The 18,758-nt window shown below is 56.8% G+C and carries 8 protein-coding genes and 1 pseudogene; 3 read left to right on the top strand and 6 right to left on the bottom strand.

Annotated features, from left to right (window positions below):
• Window positions 1-185: 185 nt before the first annotated feature.
• A complete protein-coding gene (locus H040_RS10360; RefSeq protein ID WP_027609234.1) occupies window positions 186-6,812 on the bottom strand; it encodes a DUF3320 domain-containing protein in 6,627 nt (2,208 codons plus the stop codon).
• A gap of 329 nt (window positions 6,813-7,141) precedes the next feature.
• Window positions 7,142-8,134 carry a DNA-binding protein gene (locus H040_RS10355; RefSeq protein WP_033693255.1) on the bottom strand — a complete coding sequence of 331 codons (993 nt, stop codon included), beginning with the start codon at window positions 8,132-8,134 and terminating at the stop codon, window positions 7,142-7,144.
• Window positions 8,135-8,340: 206 nt separating this feature from the next.
• Between H040_RS10355 and H040_RS10350 the strand changes: the two genes are divergently transcribed.
• Window positions 8,341-9,282 carry a tyrosine-type recombinase/integrase gene (locus H040_RS10350; protein WP_027609232.1) on the top strand — a complete coding sequence of 314 codons (942 nt, stop codon included), beginning with the start codon at window positions 8,341-8,343 and terminating at the stop codon, window positions 9,280-9,282.
• 243 nt (window positions 9,283-9,525) lie between these two features.
• Here the strand turns inward: H040_RS10350 and H040_RS10345 are convergent.
• The 4 genes and pseudogenes from H040_RS10345 to H040_RS10330 form a co-directional block, all read right to left on the bottom strand.
• Window positions 9,526-9,885 (bottom strand): annotated as a pseudogene (locus H040_RS10345) (histone-like nucleoid-structuring protein, MvaT/MvaU family); the annotation flags it as partial.
• Window positions 9,886-11,547: 1,662 nt separating this feature from the next.
• Window positions 11,548-12,474 (bottom strand): GntR family transcriptional regulator, encoded by a 927-nt coding sequence (locus H040_RS10335; RefSeq protein WP_027609231.1) that lies wholly within the window; start codon window positions 12,472-12,474, stop codon window positions 11,548-11,550.
• A 406-nt stretch (window positions 12,475-12,880) separates the two neighbouring features.
• Window positions 12,881-13,048 carry a hypothetical protein gene (locus H040_RS27360; RefSeq protein ID WP_155951524.1) on the bottom strand — a complete coding sequence of 56 codons (168 nt, stop codon included), beginning with the start codon at window positions 13,046-13,048 and terminating at the stop codon, window positions 12,881-12,883.
• Window positions 13,049-13,303: 255 nt separating this feature from the next.
• Window positions 13,304-14,623 carry a CitMHS family transporter gene (locus H040_RS10330; RefSeq protein ID WP_027609230.1) on the bottom strand — a complete coding sequence of 440 codons (1,320 nt, stop codon included), beginning with the start codon at window positions 14,621-14,623 and terminating at the stop codon, window positions 13,304-13,306.
• A 295-nt stretch (window positions 14,624-14,918) separates the two neighbouring features.
• On the opposite strand from H040_RS10330, the gene acnA reads away from it, so the two are divergent.
• Complete coding sequence (gene acnA / locus H040_RS10325; RefSeq protein ID WP_027609229.1) at window positions 14,919-17,546, top strand: aconitate hydratase AcnA; 2,628 nt, start codon at window positions 14,919-14,921, stop codon at window positions 17,544-17,546.
• Window positions 17,546-18,694 (top strand): 2-methylaconitate cis-trans isomerase PrpF, encoded by a 1,149-nt coding sequence (gene prpF / locus H040_RS10320; protein WP_027609228.1) that lies wholly within the window; start codon window positions 17,546-17,548, stop codon window positions 18,692-18,694. The genes acnA and prpF overlap by 1 nt, the downstream gene beginning before the upstream one ends.
• Window positions 18,695-18,758 lie beyond the last annotated feature (64 nt).

Genomic DNA, 18,758 nt, shown 5'->3' with positions numbered 1-18,758 from the left:
CGGAGCGATGCTGGTAAACCGCGCGGCAAATGACGGCTTGCAGGTCATCAGCGTACGATCTCGCTGCTGACTTGTTCTGCCTCTACAAATTAGCCTTGGTGTATGCACAGAAGCAGCGCAATTCGAAGCACCAGTGCTACACCCTGACTCGAAAAGGGGCGCTGGTAATGCGCCCCTTTCGAGTATCACTCAGCAATCCGCTTTATCGCTTTTTCGATACGCTGACGGCCCGCGTGGGCAAGCTTACCGACCCCGGCTTCCTTGGCCACCGCGTAAACCAGCCCCTCTCCTACGTGACCATGCTTGGTCATTTCATCTACCAAGGCACGTAGTTCAGGCAAGCAGATTTCAGCGAGTGGGCGAATGGCATCGTCATCACCCGGCCTACGGAAGACAACGTTCATATCCGAGTCGAGATGAGTCGGCCAGAAGAATGTTCCTGCCTGCTCCTCTTCATGGGATCGGAATCGTGCCCGCGCTATTTGATCGACGCGATCACGAATGCGCGAGCCCGTTCTAACCCAGCCATGAGCACGCGCTATACGCCGTGCAAGCGCCATATCGAGCACAGGCCCCTCTTCTGCTACCACATGGGCAATCATCTGCTCCAAGGTAGCTGTGTAGCTCGGTTCGAAGAATCGGTCTGGATCAACCGCTTCCACAGCCTCGGCAGGGTCTGCTTCCTTGTAAACCAGGTGCTCCACTGGCACATAAGGAATCACGGTATCTTCTGCTGCTTGAGCCGCGGCAGCTCTCGCGTACTTCAACTCTGGCATTGCGCCAGACGGATCATTGGCTTCGGCAACTGAAGTCGAAGCTACAACAGCCACCTGATCCACCACCTCAATGACTTCAGCCATAGCAGCATCGACTTTCAGGCGCTCCGCCTCATGCGCAGCATCAATGACGGCTTGCTTGGCTCTCGACTCAGCGAGTAGCTCCGTCAATTTTTGATGAACCTTTTCTGCAGTCCCTACGGCATCAACCCACCAGTCGGTCGACCAGATCCGCACGATCTCCCAGCCAAGTCCCCGCAATACAAATTCCCGCAGTTTGTCGCGATCACGCGCAGTCGCACTTCGGTGATAGGTAGCACCGTCGCATTCGACGCCGGCGAGGAATCGTCCTGGAGCATCAGGGTGTACAACACCCAAGTCTATTCGGAAGGAGGAGACACCAATCTGGGTATGAACCTGCCAGCCCTTCTTGGCCAAAGCAGCTGCGACCGCCTCTTCGAACGGGCTGTCGAATCCACCTACGCTGCCAAAGTTAGCCTCTGCCAACGCCTGCGGCCCACGCTCGGCGAACTCGAGGAAGTGTTTCAGGTCGCGCACCCCGACGGCTTGCGTCCGAGCAAGGTCAATGTGCTCTGGGCGCAGGGTCGAGAACAGCACCAATTCTTGGCGAGCACGCGTGATTGCAACGTTGAGTCGGCGTTCGCCACCTGGACGGTTCATCGGGCCGAAGTTCATAGACATCGCGCCAGCAGCGTCTTTCCCGTAGGTGGTCGAGAAGTAGATGATGTCTCGCTCATCGCCCTGCACACTCTCCAGGTTCTTCACGAACACAGGCTCGAGCTCAGACTCAGCGAAATACGAATCGAGCGACGGATCCTTCCGGCATGCCTCATCAAGCATGTCCATGATGAGCTTCTGCTGCTCACCGTTGAACGTGACGACTCCCACGGTACGACGGCTCTCACGGAAAGACGGCGACTGAAGGCGAGTGACGAGGTCAGCAACTAGGGCTCTTGCTTCGATCAGGTTGGTACGTGAGCCGCCCTTGTCGTAGACACCTGCCACTGGGCACAATCGCACAGCCTTGTCAGCTGTGAACGGCGATGGGAAGGTCACAAGCTTCGAGCCGTAGTAACGCTGGTTCGAGAAGGCGATCAAGCTCTCATGGCGGCTACGGTAGTGCCAGTTCAGGTTTCGCATCGGTAGGTTTGCGCTGATGCACTCATCCAGGATGCTCTCCAGATCTGCTTCGACATCCTCATCATCAGCCGTAGACTCAGCACGGTCGAAGAACGAGGTCGGCGGGAGCTGTTTCGGGTCGCCCACCATGACAACCTGCTTCCCTCGCGCCATCGCACCAATCGCATCCCAGACTGGGATCTGAGAGGCCTCGTCGAAAATGACGATGTCAAACGGGGTCGAAGCCGGCGGTAGGTACTGAGCGATCGAAAGCGGGCTCATCAGCAAGCAAGGTGTCAGCTTCGTCAGCGCCTCGGGTGCTCGAGTCATGAGCTCCCGTAATGGAATGTGCTTAGTCTTCTTGCCCATTTCATGCCGCAGCAGGCCCCACTCAGAGGAGCGACTCACGCTGTCCTGGCTTGGCAGGTCAGCGCACAGCCGCGCCCGGAGCCAGTCCTTCGTCAGCTCGGTAAACTTGTCATCCAGCGCGCGGAAGTCGCGAATGCGTTGTTCGTGCTCGACGCTGACGAACGTCCGAATGACCTCCTCGTTGTCGACAGTGGTATTCAGCCACCAGCGAGCGTAATTCACCTCAAGGGCGCGACGGACTTTCCCGGAGGTGATCGCTCCGCTTTCCATGGCCTGAACAATCGGCGAGAGGCCAACGGCGAAGGCCTCATCGCGCACCTTTCTCCAGGAACACCAAGCCTTGAGTCGCGCCTCAGAAGAAACTACGGTCTCGCAGCTTTTCTTGAGGTCACTCAATGACAGGTGAGCGGTCTCATCAGTACCTGATTCGGTGAAGTGGCCTATCGACGTCAGGTGCGATGAACGCTCCTCCAGCAGCCCAAGCTTTTCACGCAGGGCAGCGCCAGCAAGTGAGATGGCACCTTCCGACTGCAGCAGCGCGTTGCCATCGCCCAACAGTGTTTGCAGAGGCGCCTTGTAAGCAGCAATCTGCTCCGGGTTCAGCGCGAGCTTCGCGACAGCAGTCGCTATTTTCCCCTGGAACACCACGGCCTGACGAGCTATCTCCAGCTTGGTCTTCAGCTCGCTCCAGACAGGCACCAACTCCCGCAGGTCAGCCAAGTCGGCCAAATCACGCTCAACCGTTGCCCGCTGTTTCAGCAGATCGAAGTCACCCTTCAGCAACGATCCACAACGGCCCTCTGCTACTTCGGAGTGATCATCAACGAGGCGACCGCGCTCTTCGATATCTCGACGCTCAGACTGGAAACGCAGTGCTGCGGTAAGGTGATCAATGTTAGTGCCCTCACCGCACCACAGCTGTTGAGTGCTCGAGCCAAGTTCGGACAGCGCGGCCATATCGCTATCAAGACGAGTCAGCGTGCGAAGCCGCCGGAGCTCTTCCTTCAATGCGTCTCCCAGCTGGCCCTGCTCGACCAACTGGAACCCCTCATCGATCCAGGCCAAGTCAGCTTGCTGGAGCCGAATGGCCTCTTGAAGCTTGATCGACGTCGAGATCTGCTCAGCGTCAGACTTTGAACCTTGCCAAACGGCAACGCACTCGTGCCCGGGTTCGAGCTCATCAATTGCGCGGCGCACGGCGCGGATCTCTGCCCAAGTAGCCAGATCTTTACCGTGATCGGCTTCACCCGAAGTGGTTTGAGACGGAGCCAACAAACCTGCGATACGACGCTTTCCGAACCAGGATTTTGGCCAGAACGCCTCCTCTGCTTCCTTCCACTCACGCAGCAACAGATCAATGTCGAGCGACTCAATCACATCGCCATAGGTCGCACTGAGCTGATGCTTGAGCTCTACTATTTGGCCAAGCAGTGCCACCGCCTGAGCAAGCTCATCGGTGACACTCTCTGGCCAGGCTGCGCTGAGCTCACCAAAAGTGGTACGACGTTGCTGTAGTAACTCGATACCCTGCTTTGCATCTGCGATAACTCGCGAGGGCCAGAGAGCGGATAGCTTGGCGTTGATCTCTCGATGCTGTTCAACCCACGCACAACCATCGCTCAACCGCTGGGAAATCGAACGAGCATCAGGACGCAATGCGAATCGCCAATCTTGTCCTGCAGCCGCAGGGAGTGCCTGGGAAAGGACTGACAGCCCCTCCAGTGCAGTCGGGGTGTAATCCGTAGCTGGGAGCCCGGCTAGCTCTACGAATCGATCAGCAGCACGCTGCACATCCAGCACGGCAGGCAGCACATCTCGAGCAGCCTGCACGAGCTGTTGTTGCCAATGGGGTGACCATTCCGCCTGACCAATCGTGGCCAACGCATTGCCAGTAAGCTGGCTGTACCCCACGGCATGCGCGTTCACTTCGAGGCGATCGCCCAATTCACGAAGCTCAAGCATGGCTTTCTGGTCGTGCGTGTCAGGTGAAGCCCAGCCAACCGGCGCAACAGCTTCATCGCCACCCGAGGTGACCGTGCCAATCGCATCGTAGATGGTGTAACCGTTGCGATGGCGCCGGTGCAGGCGCTCGACGTAAATATTCAAGCTATCGCGTAGCGTGGCAAGGCGCTGCGCTTCAACCTCCCATGCCGCGGAATCCACTTGCCCCTTGGCTTCCCAGGCAGATTGCAGCTGGGCAAGGACGTCGGTCTTTCGAGCCTTGCTCGAGTGAAGCTCAAGACAGAACTCGCCCAGGCCAATCTCACGTAGTCGACGGTACACAACATCCAGCGCCGCGATCTTCTCCGAGACAAACAGCACTCGACGCCCTTGGGCAATCGACTGAGCGATCATGTTGGAGATCGTTTGGCTCTTGCCGGTACCGGGCGGGCCGATGAGCACGAAGTCTTTGCCCTTGGCTGCCGCCATCACAGCTGCTAGTTGAGACGAGTCAGAAGGCAGCGGACAGAAAACATCCGTCGGGCCGTAATCACGATCCAGCGACTGCGCATCTGGGAACGGGGTGTCCGAAACGAACGAATCGCGCGGCGTATCCAGGAGGTGCTGAACCACTGGGCTCTGCCGTAGGTGCTCGGCGTTCTCGGCCAGATCCTTCCACATGAGGTACTTGGCAAACGAGAACATCGACAGCACGACATCCTCGCTCAGCTCCCAGCCAGGAATGTCCTTGATAGCGTGACCAACTTTGTTCCAGATGCCGGCGATGTCCAGACCTGAATCGTCCCGCGGCAGCTCATGCTCCAGGGAGCCCAATCCCAACTCGAAGTCTTGCCGGAGCATCTCAATCAGCGTCGGGTTGAAGCGTGGCTCATCATCGTGGAGCACCATGGTGAACCCGGATCGAGCGCTCTTGCGCTCCAGCGTGACGGGAACCAGAACCAGAGGCGCCTTGTACTTCTGCCCTTCCCTGTCTTCACGCGTCCAGCTCAAGAAACCGATAGCCAGGAAGAGTGTGTTCGAGCCACCTTCCTGCAAGGCTGTACGAGCCCCGCGGTAAAGCTCAGTGAGTCGCACATCCATCTCATTAGATTTCAGGGCAACGAACACCTCTCTACGCTTGAGGGCGTCTTCCGCATGCCGGCGACGAACATCCTCATGTTCACGTTGCTCGTAAAGAGCAAGCTCCCGCGGATCAGCACCATCCATGAGGTCTGGACGGGTGAGCAGCTTCAGCGACTGACCACTGGCCAGTACGTCCTCAAGAGCACCCGGGTCTGGGGACTCTAGCTTCAGCGCCCGCTTGCCCGTCTTGAAGTTCAGGAGGTTGTTTCGAAGAGAGAGATCCAGGAGCTTACGCTGCCAACGACCAAGACGATCGGCTGGGTCGAGCTTCGAAAGATCTTCGACGACCACCTCGTGTCTCTCGTCTGGAATACCCGCTCCGTCTTCGACCAGGAGGGCTGGAGCATCGTCCGATATCTCATCAGCAATCCGCGCGATCTGAGCCTCAGCACTCGCAAGCGGCTTGATCCGCTGCAGTCGAGCCCGGCGAATGTCGAGCAGCATTTCAAACTCGCTATCCGCGTCTTCGGCAATCTGTTTTTCACCTCTCTCCACCGCGTAGGAGAAAGTTGGAACGAGATTCTGCGTACTGAGCGTAGTTTCGAATAGAACCAGCTCCCGCAGCTTCACCCGTTTGCGCACCGCCGTCACATCATCGACAAGGGCAGTGGTGAACTCTTCAGGCTTCATCCACAGGCCCGCGAAGGCGTGTCCACGGGTGAATACGATTACCGGGTTGAGGCCGATTTGCTCCAAGGCGGCGCAGAACAGCAGGGTCAGATCCATACAGGTAGCCAAGCCGGTATCGGCAATCTGGCTGGGGCTGCGCACCTTTTGACCAGACTGTTCAAAGCTTGCGGGCGGCAATGCATAGTCGAGCTTCATCCGTGCAACGGCGCTCCACACTGCAGACGCCAATTGCCAGGCTCGTTTGGCGCCACCCTCATATCCGTCCAGTGACGAGGACAGTTCACTTTGACGAAGCAAGTCAGCTGTCTGCTTCAGCAGACGCTCGACAGCCGGATCATTCGGCTGGACGAAGGCGGCCGTCATGTCCGGAATATGCCGCAAACCACCCCACTGATTTCGGGGCAGCAGGTCTACGACCTGCTCGAAACGGGCAATCTCCTTCCTACCGCCCTCTGCTTCTTTGTCATCGGCCTCGAGCACGAAAGAAAAAGTCGATAGCTCTGCTTCGGTCAAGCGGCTAAGTAACGGGCCGTCCAACACCAAATCAAGCCCTGGAATGATTCGGAAGCTGTCTGCCGCAACCTCATCGATCCGCCAGACCTTGGCCTTGAACACTTCAGGTTCCGAGGTCAACGTCAGGGTCGCATTGACGAAGCGGTCTTCTGTCTCGTTCGAGATGCGAAGCTCGCGAATCACGGGAATGGCGTTCTGGAAGTCGGCAAGGTTCAGCTTCGCCACCAAGGTGGCCAGGATCTTCACTTCTTTAGGAGGGGTTTCGTCTTGGTGCGTGAGGGGCTGAACGATGTCGTCCATGCGCAACCTTCCTTGTCGTTATGCCCAAGGGAGTGCCGGAATTGGCCGGCCAGAGGGCCCCTCTTGAGCGAATGGCGAGATGATAGCGCTTCCAGTTACAGTCGTAATGAGCCTTTGGTCGCGCCTAGACGATCGCTAACCATTGAAAGGTTTCAGCAATGAACAAAATGGCCTATCAGTGTGCCGTAGCGCTTACCTGAAGCTGATATCTCACCTTGCTCAACTCTGCCTCAGCCTGCCGAAGCTCGCTCTTGATACTTGTCCACATCAACACCAACGTGGCGATCTTCTCGCGGGAGGCCGTCAGCTCTTCACCCTTCATGGCCAGTTCACTCTCGAGCAATATCCGTATCGTCCGAGGCCCGCAGTTCCTTGATCTCAGCTTCTGCGATTGCGAGCTTCTGTACCAAATCCCTTTCTCTCTGCTGTACCTCCAAGTTTTTGGAGCGTGCCTCGCTCGCCTCTTTGGTCTTGGTTTCGAGCTGGTGAGCCAGCAGCTCTTTGGCCCCTTCCGCGCGAGCAGTTGCAGCATTGGCAATACCCAGGTCGCCTCTCAGATGCTCGATAGCGTCACGATGCAGGCTGGCCTCCTTGGCGTGCTGGCGGCTTTCGGCGATCAATCGCTCATTATCGCGAATCAGTCGAGTGGCCTCTTCCTGCTTAACCATGAGCGTCTGCTGGAGGACTGTCACCTCTTGCTGCATCTGGTAGATCTGAGTTTCGTGACGGTTTAGATCCTGGTCGCGCTGTTCCTTTACTGCTATTCGGTAGTGCTCGAGTGCTTCTCTGGCGTGCGTATGCTTCTCCTCCAAAGATTCGATCTGGGCGTCCTTCTCTTGCACGCGAATCTCAAGGTCGCTGCAGCTCTGGCTGATCCGGGCGTTTCGAGTGATCTCAGTTTGAAGGCTGGATTGAACGATGTTGAGTTCTTCGCCCTGGGCCTGCAGGGCTGACTGCAGCTTGGCCATCTCCAATTGCGACTGCTCAAGCTTGCTTTGAAGTGTACTGCTCTCAGCTTTCAGCGCTTTGCGTTCCAGCTCAAAAGCGGCTCGCTCACGCGCCAAGGCTTCGTTTCCCTCCTCAACCAGGCGTTCAAGCATCTTGCTCACCAGCTCCGTGAGTTCATCACTTAAGCGCGAAGGCGAAGCCGAGGGTCGGGGATCGTGTGATTCAATCTCCTTCAAAAAACGCTGAATCGTTGTCTTTGAGCCGGTATTTCCAAGTTCGATGCGTATCGCGTCGATACTAGGGTTCTGCCCTCTCGACAGCAGAGCCTCGCGAGCCTTGCGCACCAGTACCAGGTTAATGCCGCCTCTAGCCATGTCTATCCCTACGATTTCGTACCGTTTTACGTTTCATGTAATTACGTGCCACTTTAACACCATTAGATACAAAGTTTTCCTTAGTTTTTGGCAAGACATAATCGAGGTTTATGGCTTGTCATGCCGTTGAGCGGCAGTAAAATGGTTAGAAATGCCGTACAAATGGTAAAAGCGAGCAACTGATGGCTCGAAGCGGGGAAAATTGCGTGGTTGAAGTGGTCAGCAAGGCAGAGAGGTACCTAGAGGCGAGCATTCGAGAGAACACCTCGAAGAGCTATGCGGCTGCCCTCGCCCACTACGAGGTGACCTGGGGCGGCTATCTGCCCACTACCACTGAGTCAGTGGTACGGTATATCGCTGAGTACGCTGACCAACTGGCGCTCAGTACCCTCAAGCAGCGCTTGGCTGCCCTAGCCAACTGGCATCAAAGCAACGGATTCCCTGACCCCACTAAAGCACCCAAGGTCAGGCAATTGTTAAAAGGCATTCGGGCACTACACCCTGTGCAGCAAAAGCAAGCGGCACCCCTAGCATTGCTGCATCTCGAAAAGGCAGTGGCGCATCTCCAGGAGGAGGTTGTTCAGGCAAGAGCTGCCGGCAACATGTCTAGCCTACTCAAAGCGACTCGCGATATCGCCCTGCTGACGATCGGCTTTTGGAGAGGGTTTCGCGGAGACGAACTCGCCAGGCTCACCATCGAGAACACACATGCCGAGCGCTACGTTGGGATAAGGTTTTACTTGGGAACTAGCAAGGGGGATCGACAAAATATCGGGAGGGAGTACAAAACCCCTTCATTGACCAAGCTATGTCCTGTGGAGGCATACCTCAATTGGCTGGAAGCTTCTGGCCTCACCCGCGGCGGCGTATTCCGGGGCATTGATCGTTGGGGCAACATCAGCGATCGACCTCTCGCTGCCCACAGTCTCATCCCCCTTCTTCGGGGCACCCTAGAGCGCTGCGGCCTACCCTCTCAAACGTTTACCGCTCACTCCATCCGGCGGGGCTTTGCCACATGGGCGGCGAGTTCAGGCTGGGACATCAAGACCTTGATGGAATACGTAGGCTGGAGTGACATGAAGTCGGCGCTGCGCTATGTGGAGCCCGCCCTGCAATTCGGCGGACTCGTGCGGAAGCTTGAGGGGTGATTTCTGGCGCGCTCTGATTGCCAACAGAGGTAGGATTGCGTTGACCGCTGCTGGCTGGAGTTTCTGGATAGGCATGATCGAGACAGATTGCCATCTCAGCACACTTACATCTCATGACGTCCCGGTCCAATCGGGTGTAGCCATTGAAAACGTAGAAATTTGATTCAATGCCAGCGGTTGGGATGTATAAAAAAACCGCCCTTGAAGGCGGTTTGTCTGCGTTCGGAAGATGATTCTAGCGAGCAGCCAGCTTTCCACTTCCTCGGATCCGTACTCGGCTTTCCATTCCTTAAGCAGCTTGTGATTGCCGCCCTTGGTTTCGATGATCTCGCCATTGTGCGGGTTCTTGTACTGCTTCACCTGACGGGCGCGGCGCGGGGACTTTTCTGCCGCTGAAGGAGCGACTGAACGACGGTTCGCCTGCGGATCCAGAATGTTGATAATGTCGCGAAGGCTGTAACCGTATTTGCTCAGCAAATCGCGCAGCTTGGTCTCAAATTCGATTTCTTTCTGCAGCTCAGAAGAGCTTTTCATTTCTTCCAGCTCGGCCAGCTGGGCGGCCAATTTTTGCTCAAGCTGACGGAATTCTGCCAGGCGGGACATATGAGATCCTCAAATTTAATGAAAACAGTCGGACATCCTAAAGCATTTCGTTAACGATGTCTTTTAGTTTGACGCTGATTCTAAATCATCGTTGACTTTAACTTACCATGGTTTGTTTTCTCTAGAGTGCATAAATCTTGACACATTCATGATGTTGTACTGACCGCAGGCTACTCTGCTTGCAGAATTCACGTGCCTTTTCGACACGCTCAATCGTCCCGCGATGCACTGCCCTTCATGCTAGCCAAGTGCATGCCCTCGCCCCGACCGGGAGTGATGAATGAGTGACAATGCAGAATGAAGCCGCGACTCAGAAAAGGGGCCGATGTGAGACTTCAGAAGCTGCTCTCACTCCGACTGATGGAGCCGAAGGTAATGCGTTTGGATGACGTTCGCCCGCACCCGCTTCGCCTGCGAGCAATGCGCAATTGTAAGCCGCCATCACATTCAACCGACGGTTAACTTCCTATACCCAGACTGATAGGACGACAGCCCGGTCTAGCTTCGCACGCCCCTCAACTACACGAGCAGGCGTAACAGGTTAGACCGGTCAGGTCACACTCCTCGAGTAAATAGCGTTGTGAGCTTGAATTTGCAGCTGAATTGACTTTATTTGCACCCAGAAGTGAAATACAAATCGTTAAGCGCAGCGGTCTGACCAGTTCATAAGACGACCTTTCGATTGAGAATGGTCGATCCTGCGACGAGAGGTAGTGAGCTACTACCATTGCTGCCATTAATAGTAATGATTAATGAAGATAAGATTTTTATTAGTAAATACTATGAACCTGCGCATCTATGATGTGCTTCGTTGTGCATATTTCTGGTCAGACCGGACAAAGGAAGCGGAAATTCTTCAGCCACCCTAAACTGTTACTCATCAGATTCTGTCTGTCACAGATCTGCTGCGAATGGGACGACCCAATCCGCTCAGCGAAGGCCGTCAGGCCGCACGAGTCAAAGCTGGATGACGAAAATCATGTTGCTCCACGATCAAAACAATCGAGTCTGTATCGCATGTTTTTCCACTTCTCGTGCACCTCATCCATCCGTTCAAACCTACATAGCACTCCGCCACCGCAGCGGGACCCTACTATCCAAACGCCGGAACTCACATTCACGTCCTCAGCGCATCAATAAACACCATAATCCATTCTCACAAGGCACTCGCAGACTTGGCGATACCCTTCGTTATCCATAAGAAGACTGCAGGGGGCGCCCCCCCCCCAAGCCAAGGGCCGGTTCGATGAGCCAGTTAGCCGCCAATTGATGGTTACCCAAAACGAATGCCGCTAGACCGCGAACCTGATCCATTCGCACAGAAATAACGGAACTGACTACTCCAGCAACTCGGACCTGCTGATGAGCAAGGGCCTAGTAAATCTATCGCTAGCATACCGGCCTCCAATTGTTTGTTTTAGCTGGCTTATGGATAGGGGCCCCTTACAATAGCTACAAGATCGCTCGTGCGTTCGAGGCCTATCTGATGCAACATCCAGAAATTATCGCTGAGCGGGCGCCAACAAACGACTCCGCTATAACCACCTCTACCAGACATCACCAACATGGACCGGATGAACGTACGCTGGAACATGAAAACCAGCACTGCGCAATTTAAACCGGAAAGACAACTGAATAGAATAAGCGGTCCAGACTGCCAGCTCAATCCGACTCAAAAGCAACTTTGATTGGCAGCTCACCTGCCTCGAATAACTCAGCTGCAACTTTATGCCGGCGAGCTTGTTCCAGGTGCTTACGCATGTGATCAGCTGCTGCAAGCCGATCACCTTTTTCAAGACAAGCAAGGATAGCGAGATGCTCAACCGCCTGCCCTCGCCGAGGAGCGCGCTTGCTAGCCTGACGGTATTCCACAAGACGGCGAAGCTGGTCGAGACGACGAACCGTCTGGACGTGAAATCTGTTGCCGGAAAAGCTGGCAAGCGTCTCGTGAAACTGAGCATTTGATTCGAACAGTTCCTGCGGAGTCATGGTCAGGTAGCCGCCATCTGCAATGAATTGCTGCTGCTTTTTACAGCGAGCCAAAGCTTCGGTATCGATCATAAACGTTGGGGCAAGCAGTCCCGCCGGCTCGATGATCGCTCGGAAGGAATAGCTTTCTTCGTAGGCTTCGACCGAGTCGATCATCGGCAGGAATTGCCAGCCTTGGCCGGCACGCTGCTCAATCCAGCCTTCTTGTTGAATGCGGCTCAAAACCCCTCGCAGCATATAGCGTGAAATGTTGAATAAACGCATCAGGTCCGTTTCAGCAAACTGCTCAGGAATCTGGCCGTTCAGTCGCATCACCGCGATCTGCTGATAGACCGGGTCGTCGATGGAGACCGACAAATCTTGGGCAATTTCAGCCAGATCATCATAGGGCTTGGCCAGGAAAAAACCGCGATTGCGGTCCTGACTCAGCAATCCTCGCTCGGCAAGGTAGTTGAGAGCAATCTTGATAGGAGTTCGTGACGTCTTCAAAGCCTTAGCCAGTCCTAGCTCCGAGACATGATGCCCCGCAGCCAGTTGCTCTTGGCGAACATAGGCAACGATATCGCGAGCCACGCGGGCTTGAAGAGGCGTCAAATTCATATCTTTTCCGAGTTGGGGCGTTGGATTGTGGGGCTCCTCCCATCAGACGAACCCCACAGCTCCCACATTATGCCTTTTGCGGGTTCATTTCCAAATGGAGTTCGGCGTTAACAGATGTCGAGACCATTGGCTTACGGGTCATAGCAGTGCAATAAACGCACCAGCCACCAGGAGGATGCCTGCGATCATGAGGACCAGTTGTACGAACTCGTGGCTTGAACAACGTCCCAGTGGCGCTCGGAGCGGCCACACCGAAAAGGTTTCCGCCAACGACAATGAACGCAACTGCCCGACAACGTCACCGGTACTTGGCAGCAGGTCCTTGAGCAAAGAGAAGTTCAGCGAAGTAGTCGACGCGATGCCAGCCAAAGTGAGCGACGTAATCAAAACCAGCGATGCAGTAGATTCAGCAAACGGCACAAGAAAAAATGCAGTTATCAATCAGCATCGAGATCGCAATCACGTTACGGCGCTTGCCTGAGTTAAACCCGCCACCGCGAGTCAGATACCAGCCGATGAGGTTGCCCAGCCCCATGTATAGCACGACTGCAGCAGCATACAGGATGGCAGTCACTAGACCGATTTCTCCAGCAATAGATGCCGCTCTTGCTGAAGGTAGCTCGGCAGCCAGGTCAGGAGGGGATGCTGGGTGTAGACGTTGCAGCCTTGCGCAGAGGCTGCAGTACCCCCTTTTTGCCGCCACCGGAACGCGAATCCAAGATAGTTTTGCTCTCTTGGCTGCACAGCCACCGCATGTCTTCAGGCTTGCCGAAGAACAGAAACCCAGCCAACAGCCAACCGCCAGCAGAGCCGACGGCCAGCCATCAACTTACGAAGCTGAGTGATAGACCGGGAATGCTCCGAACATCACGCCACCTACCAACATGGCCATGCTCACCAGGAGCGCCCATTTCAACGCAAAGCGCTGGTGGTCACCCAGGTCGACTTTTGCCAACGCCACCAGCAGATATAGCGAAGGCACCAATGGGCTGAGCAAGTGAACAGGCTGACCAACCACCGATGCCCGGGCGATCTCCAGATGCGAGATTCCGTACGTAGCGGCGGTCTGGGCGATCACTGGCAAGATGCCGAAGTAGAAGGCATCGTTCGACATGAAGAAGGTGAACGGAATGCTGACCAAGGCAGTGAACACCGCCAGGTATGGGCCAAACGCATCAGGAATGACTGCCAACAGCCCCTTCGCCATCGCATCGACCATGCCGGTACCCGAAAGGATGCCGGTGAAGATGCCTGCGGCGAAAATGACCGAAGTCACCGCGAGAACGTTGCCCGCGTGAGCGGAGATACGCTCTTTCTGCTGCTCCAGATGTGGGTAGTTGATCATCACCGCGATGGCGAAGCAGACCATGAACAGCACTTGAATCGGCACGATACCTGCCATCAACACGCCAATCATCGTTGCAGTGAGTAACAGGTTGGGCCAGAACATGTGCGGACGGCGATTGCGATCGCACTCCTCATGCGAACCATTACCCAACGCGATAGAGCCGTTGTGGAAATCATCCACGGCAACCACGCCCAGGCGAGCACGCTCACGTCGACCCAGCAGAATTGCGATGAAGAGCAAGCAGGCGCAGCCCAGCAGCATCGACGGCACCATCGGCAGGAAGATGTCCATTGCATCGACATGCAGCGCAGCCGCAGCACGGGCAGTAGGACCACCCCACGGGGAAATGTTCATGATGCCGTTTGCGATGTTGACCACGCAGGTCAGGCCCAGAACGCTCATTCCCAGGCGCTGATAAAGCGGCAGGAATGCGGCGACCACGATCATGTAAGTAGTGGAACTGTCGCCATCCAGGGATACAAGCATGGTCAAGATCGTGGTTCCGACCAAGACCTTCAGCGGGTCACCCTTCACGATCTTCAGGATGCAGCGCACCAATGAATCGAACAGTCCCGCGTCGATCATGATGCCGAAGTAAAGAATCGAGAAGGTCAGCATGACGCCAGTCGGCGCCAGAGTCTTGATGCCGTCGAGCATCATCGTGCCCAGGCCGGCATAGAAACCGCCAATCAGGGCAAACACGATCGGTACCACAATCAGGGCGACCAGGGCAGTCAGCCGCTTGGTCATGATCAGGTACATGAAACAGGTGACCATCGAAAAACCGAGCACGGTCAGCAGCATGGCTCTCTCCTTATTTTATTAGTGCCGCGAAGCCAGGCTTTTAGCGGTACGAAGCGGAAGGAGCGGACTGAGGCCGGACGGATTTACGGTAGGTCTGATTGCATTTCATCTTGAATTTCCTCGTTTTTGTCTTTGTGCGGGAAAGGCTGGCAGGCAGATCAATGGCCGGTCTTCAGGCTTCAAGGTGACCATTCGGCGCTCGACCGAAGTTTTTCTGCTGGAAGTAAATTGACTCAAGTTTAGACAAAGCGCAATATCACCTCACAAAAAACACGCCTGTGAGGTCCCCGGCATGAGCAAGCACATTGGCCAAACCCTGGCCGTAAACGGTCACAACTACCGCGTCTGCAACGTATCTGAAGCCGTAAAAGCGATAGGCGGCGACTTCGCCCGCCTGCCAATGAGCCTCCGGATCCTCGCTGAGAACGTCCTGCGTACCGAGGCAGAGCCGAACGAGGCGCTGAAAGTAATTTGCACTCGCTCTAAAAACAGCGACATCCCCTTCCGCCCCGCTCGCGTAGTACTTCAGGACCTGCTCGGCACCCCTGCCTTGGTCGACCTGGCCGGCCTGCGTGACGCAGTAGCAAAAGCAGGCGGTGATCCACGTCAGGTAAACCCGGTCACCCCTACTCACCTCGTCGTGGACCACTCGCTGAACGTAGAGCGTTGGGGTGATGCCAGCGCATTGGCCGATAACGAAGCTATCGAGCGCGAGCGCAATGCCGAGCGCTTTGCCTTCCTGGGCTGGTGCAACAAGGCCTTCAACAACCTGTCGATCGTGCCTTCCGGTAACGGCATCCTTCACCAGATCAACCTGGAGCGCCTGACCACCGTCATCGGTACGCGCGAATCCGAAGGTGATCTGTGGGCCTTCCCAGATACGCTAGTCGGCACTGACAGCCACACCACCATGATCAATGGCATCGGCGTGCTGGGCTGGGGTGTTGGTGGTATCGAGGCAGAAGCCGCAATGCTGGGCAAAGCCCTGATGATGCGGGTTCCAGAAATCGTCGGCGTCCGACTGGAAGGCGTCCCGCCATCGGGCTACGTTGCTACCGACATCGCGCTTGCCCTGACCGAAAGCCTGCGCAAAGCCGGCGTAATCGGCAGCGTGTTGGAATTCCATGGACCAGGCGTTGCCGCCCTGTCCTTGGCGGACCGTGGCACCCTGTCCAACATGGCTCCTGAGTTCGGCGCTACCGCAGCAATGTTCGCGATCGACGATCGCACCCTGCACTACCTGCGACTCAGCGGTCGCGGCGGTGAGATTGCCGAGCTGACCGAGGCTTATGCCAAACATCAAGGTCTGTGGCATGACAGCCTGGAATCGGTCGAATACGACCGTGTCGTCACCCTCGACCTGAGCACCGTTGGTCGTGCGATTGCCGGCCCGAAACAACCTCACCAGCGCATCCTGCTGGGTAAAGGCGAAGCAGCAAAAGACGTCCCTACCGGCCTGGATAACGGCTCGGTCGTGATTGCCGCCATCACCAGCTGCACCAACACCTCCAACCCCCGTGGCGTGATCGCTGCGGCCCTGGTCGCCCGCAATGCACTCAAGCGCGGTCTGCGTCGTGCTCCATGGGTCAAGACTTCCTTCGCACCCGGCTCCAAGGTGGTCGCCGACTACCTGGACCGTGCAGGTCTGAACGTGGACCTCGACAACATGGGCTTCAACGTTGTTGGTTACGGCTGCACGACCTGCAACGGCATGTCCGGCCCTCTGCTCAGCAAAGAGATCGAGGACGAAATTCGCACTCGCAAGCTGGAAACCGTTGCAGCGACCTCCGGTAACCGCAACTTCGAAGGTCGCGTACACCCGCTGGCTCGTGAAGTGTTCATCATGTCCCCTCCCCTGATCGTGGCGTACGCGATCGCTGGCACCTACCGCATCGACCCGCAAGTGGATGCGCTCGGCACCGACGCCGAAGGCAAGCCGGTTTACCTCAGCGAGCTGTGGCCTTCGGATCAAGAGCTGGACGAGATCGAGAAGAAAGCACTGTCGGCCGACCTGTTCGACAAGGCCTACAGCTCGGTACCTCGCGAAGCGGGCGTCATCGCCTCTGACCTGCGCGCCGGCGTCACCGATCAGTACGCCTGGGACCAGAGCAGCACTTACATCCGCAAGCCGCCGTACTGGAGCGATGAGCTGACTGCTACCGACCCTCAACGCGACCTGAAAGACATGCGCGTTCTGGTGATGCTGTCGGACAACATTACTACCGACCACATCTCGCCGTCGGGCGCCATCCTGCCGGACAGCGACGCCGGTTCGTACCTCAAAGGCCACGGCATTGGTGTTGATGACTTCAACTCCTACGGCACTCGTCGCGGCAACCACGAAGCCGCGCAGCGCGCCACCTTCGCAAGCCCCCGCCTGAAGAACGAGCTGATGAGTGACGGCCGCGAAGGCCCTTGGACGCTGCTGCTGCCGGAAAACCGCGTGAGCACCGTGTTCGAAGCCGCCCAAGCCTACGCCGATCGCAAGCAGCCTCTGATCGTAGTGGCAGGCAAGGAGTACGGCAGCGGTTCGTCGCGTGACTGGGCAGCCAAAGGCCCTCGCCTGCTGGGCGTGCGCGTTGTCGTGGCCGAGAGCTTCGAGCGCATCCACCGCACCAACCTGGCTGGCCTGGGCATCCTCCCGCTGCAGTTCCCAGAAGGTGTAACTCGCAAGACGCTGGGCCTGACCGGTCACGAGAAGTTCTCGGTGGAAGGCATAAACGACACCTTCGCGCCTGGCGACAAGCTGCAACTCGTCATTGAGCGTGCAGATGGCACCACTGAAAACGTAACCGTCACCAGCCGCCTGGATACGCATGAAGACGTGCGCTACTTCCGCCGCGGCGGCCTGCTGCCGCAGCTGCTGGTGGAGAGCATGGACAAGGCTGCACAAGCGAAGCAACTGGAAGGAGCAGTGTAATGACTCAAGTTCGAATCCCTGCCGTATTCATGCGCGGTGGCACCAGTAAAGGCGTCTTTTTCCTGGAGCAAGATGTTCCGGCTGCAGGCCCCGAGCGTGATGCACTGATGCTTCGCGTCATCGGCAGCCCGGATCCTTATGGCAAGCAGATCGACGGCATGGGTGCTGCCACCTCCAGCTCCAGCAAGGTCGTCATCATCGGTAAATCGGGTCGTACCGATTGCGATGTTGATTACCTGTTCGGTGCCCCGGCAATCGAAAACCCGGTGGTCGACTGGTCCGGTAACTGCGGCAACCTGAGCGCAGCCGTTGGCCCATTCGCCATTCGCCAAGGGCTAGTCGATGCTCCTCGTGACGGCATCGCCACCATCCGAATTTGGCAGGCCAATATTCAGAAGCGCATCATCGCCCATGTCCCGATGAAGGATGGCGAGGTCGTTGAAGAAGGTGATTTCGTGCTGGATGGCGTCGCCTTCCCTGCTGCCGAAATCGTCGTGGAATTCCTTCAGCCTGGCGGTTCGGGCGGCAGCATTCTTCCAACCGGTAATGTCGTGGATGAACTGGATATCCCTGGCTTCCCAAGCTTGCCGGCAACGCTGCTCAACGCAGGCAACCCGACGATCTTCGTCGACGCTCAGCGCGTTGGCCTGACCGGAACCGAGACCCAAGACCAGGTGAATGGCAACGCCGAACTGCTGCAGTCGCTGGAAACCATCCGCGCACACTGCACCGTAGCCATGGGTCTGGCGGCTACCGCTGAGGAAGCAACACGCCTTCGCCCTCACACGCCGAAGCTCTGCCTGGTAGCTGCGCCGCAAACCTACGGCGCTGCCGGTGGCAAGACAGTCGAAGCCGGCGAGATCGATGTGATCGCCCGCATCCTTTCCATGGGCAAATTGCACCACGCAATCACCGGCACTGGCGCTGTAGCCGTTGCCGTGGCGGCCGCTCTGGAAGGCACGCTGGTCAACCGTATCGTCGGCGATATCGGTGAACGCCAAGTCAATATGGGCCACACCGCCGGCACCGTTGCCGTAGGCGCGCAGACCACCCAAGTCGATGGCAACTGGATTGTAGACAAGGCCGTCATGAGCCGAAGCGCCCGCCGCCTGATGGAAGGCTGGGTGCTCGTACCGTCGAAGTACTGATGGCTCAGCTACCGCCGACCTTCGAAGGTCGGCGGCACTCATCACAACAAAAACAACGATGAGA

It is taken from the genome of Pseudomonas sp. URMO17WK12:I7 (assembly GCF_003269045.1).
GTDB classification, from domain to species: domain Bacteria; phylum Pseudomonadota; class Gammaproteobacteria; order Pseudomonadales; family Pseudomonadaceae; genus Aquipseudomonas; species Aquipseudomonas putida_J.
The sequence above is the reverse complement of the archived record's forward strand: the minus strand, read 5'-3'. Positions and strand labels throughout refer to the sequence as shown.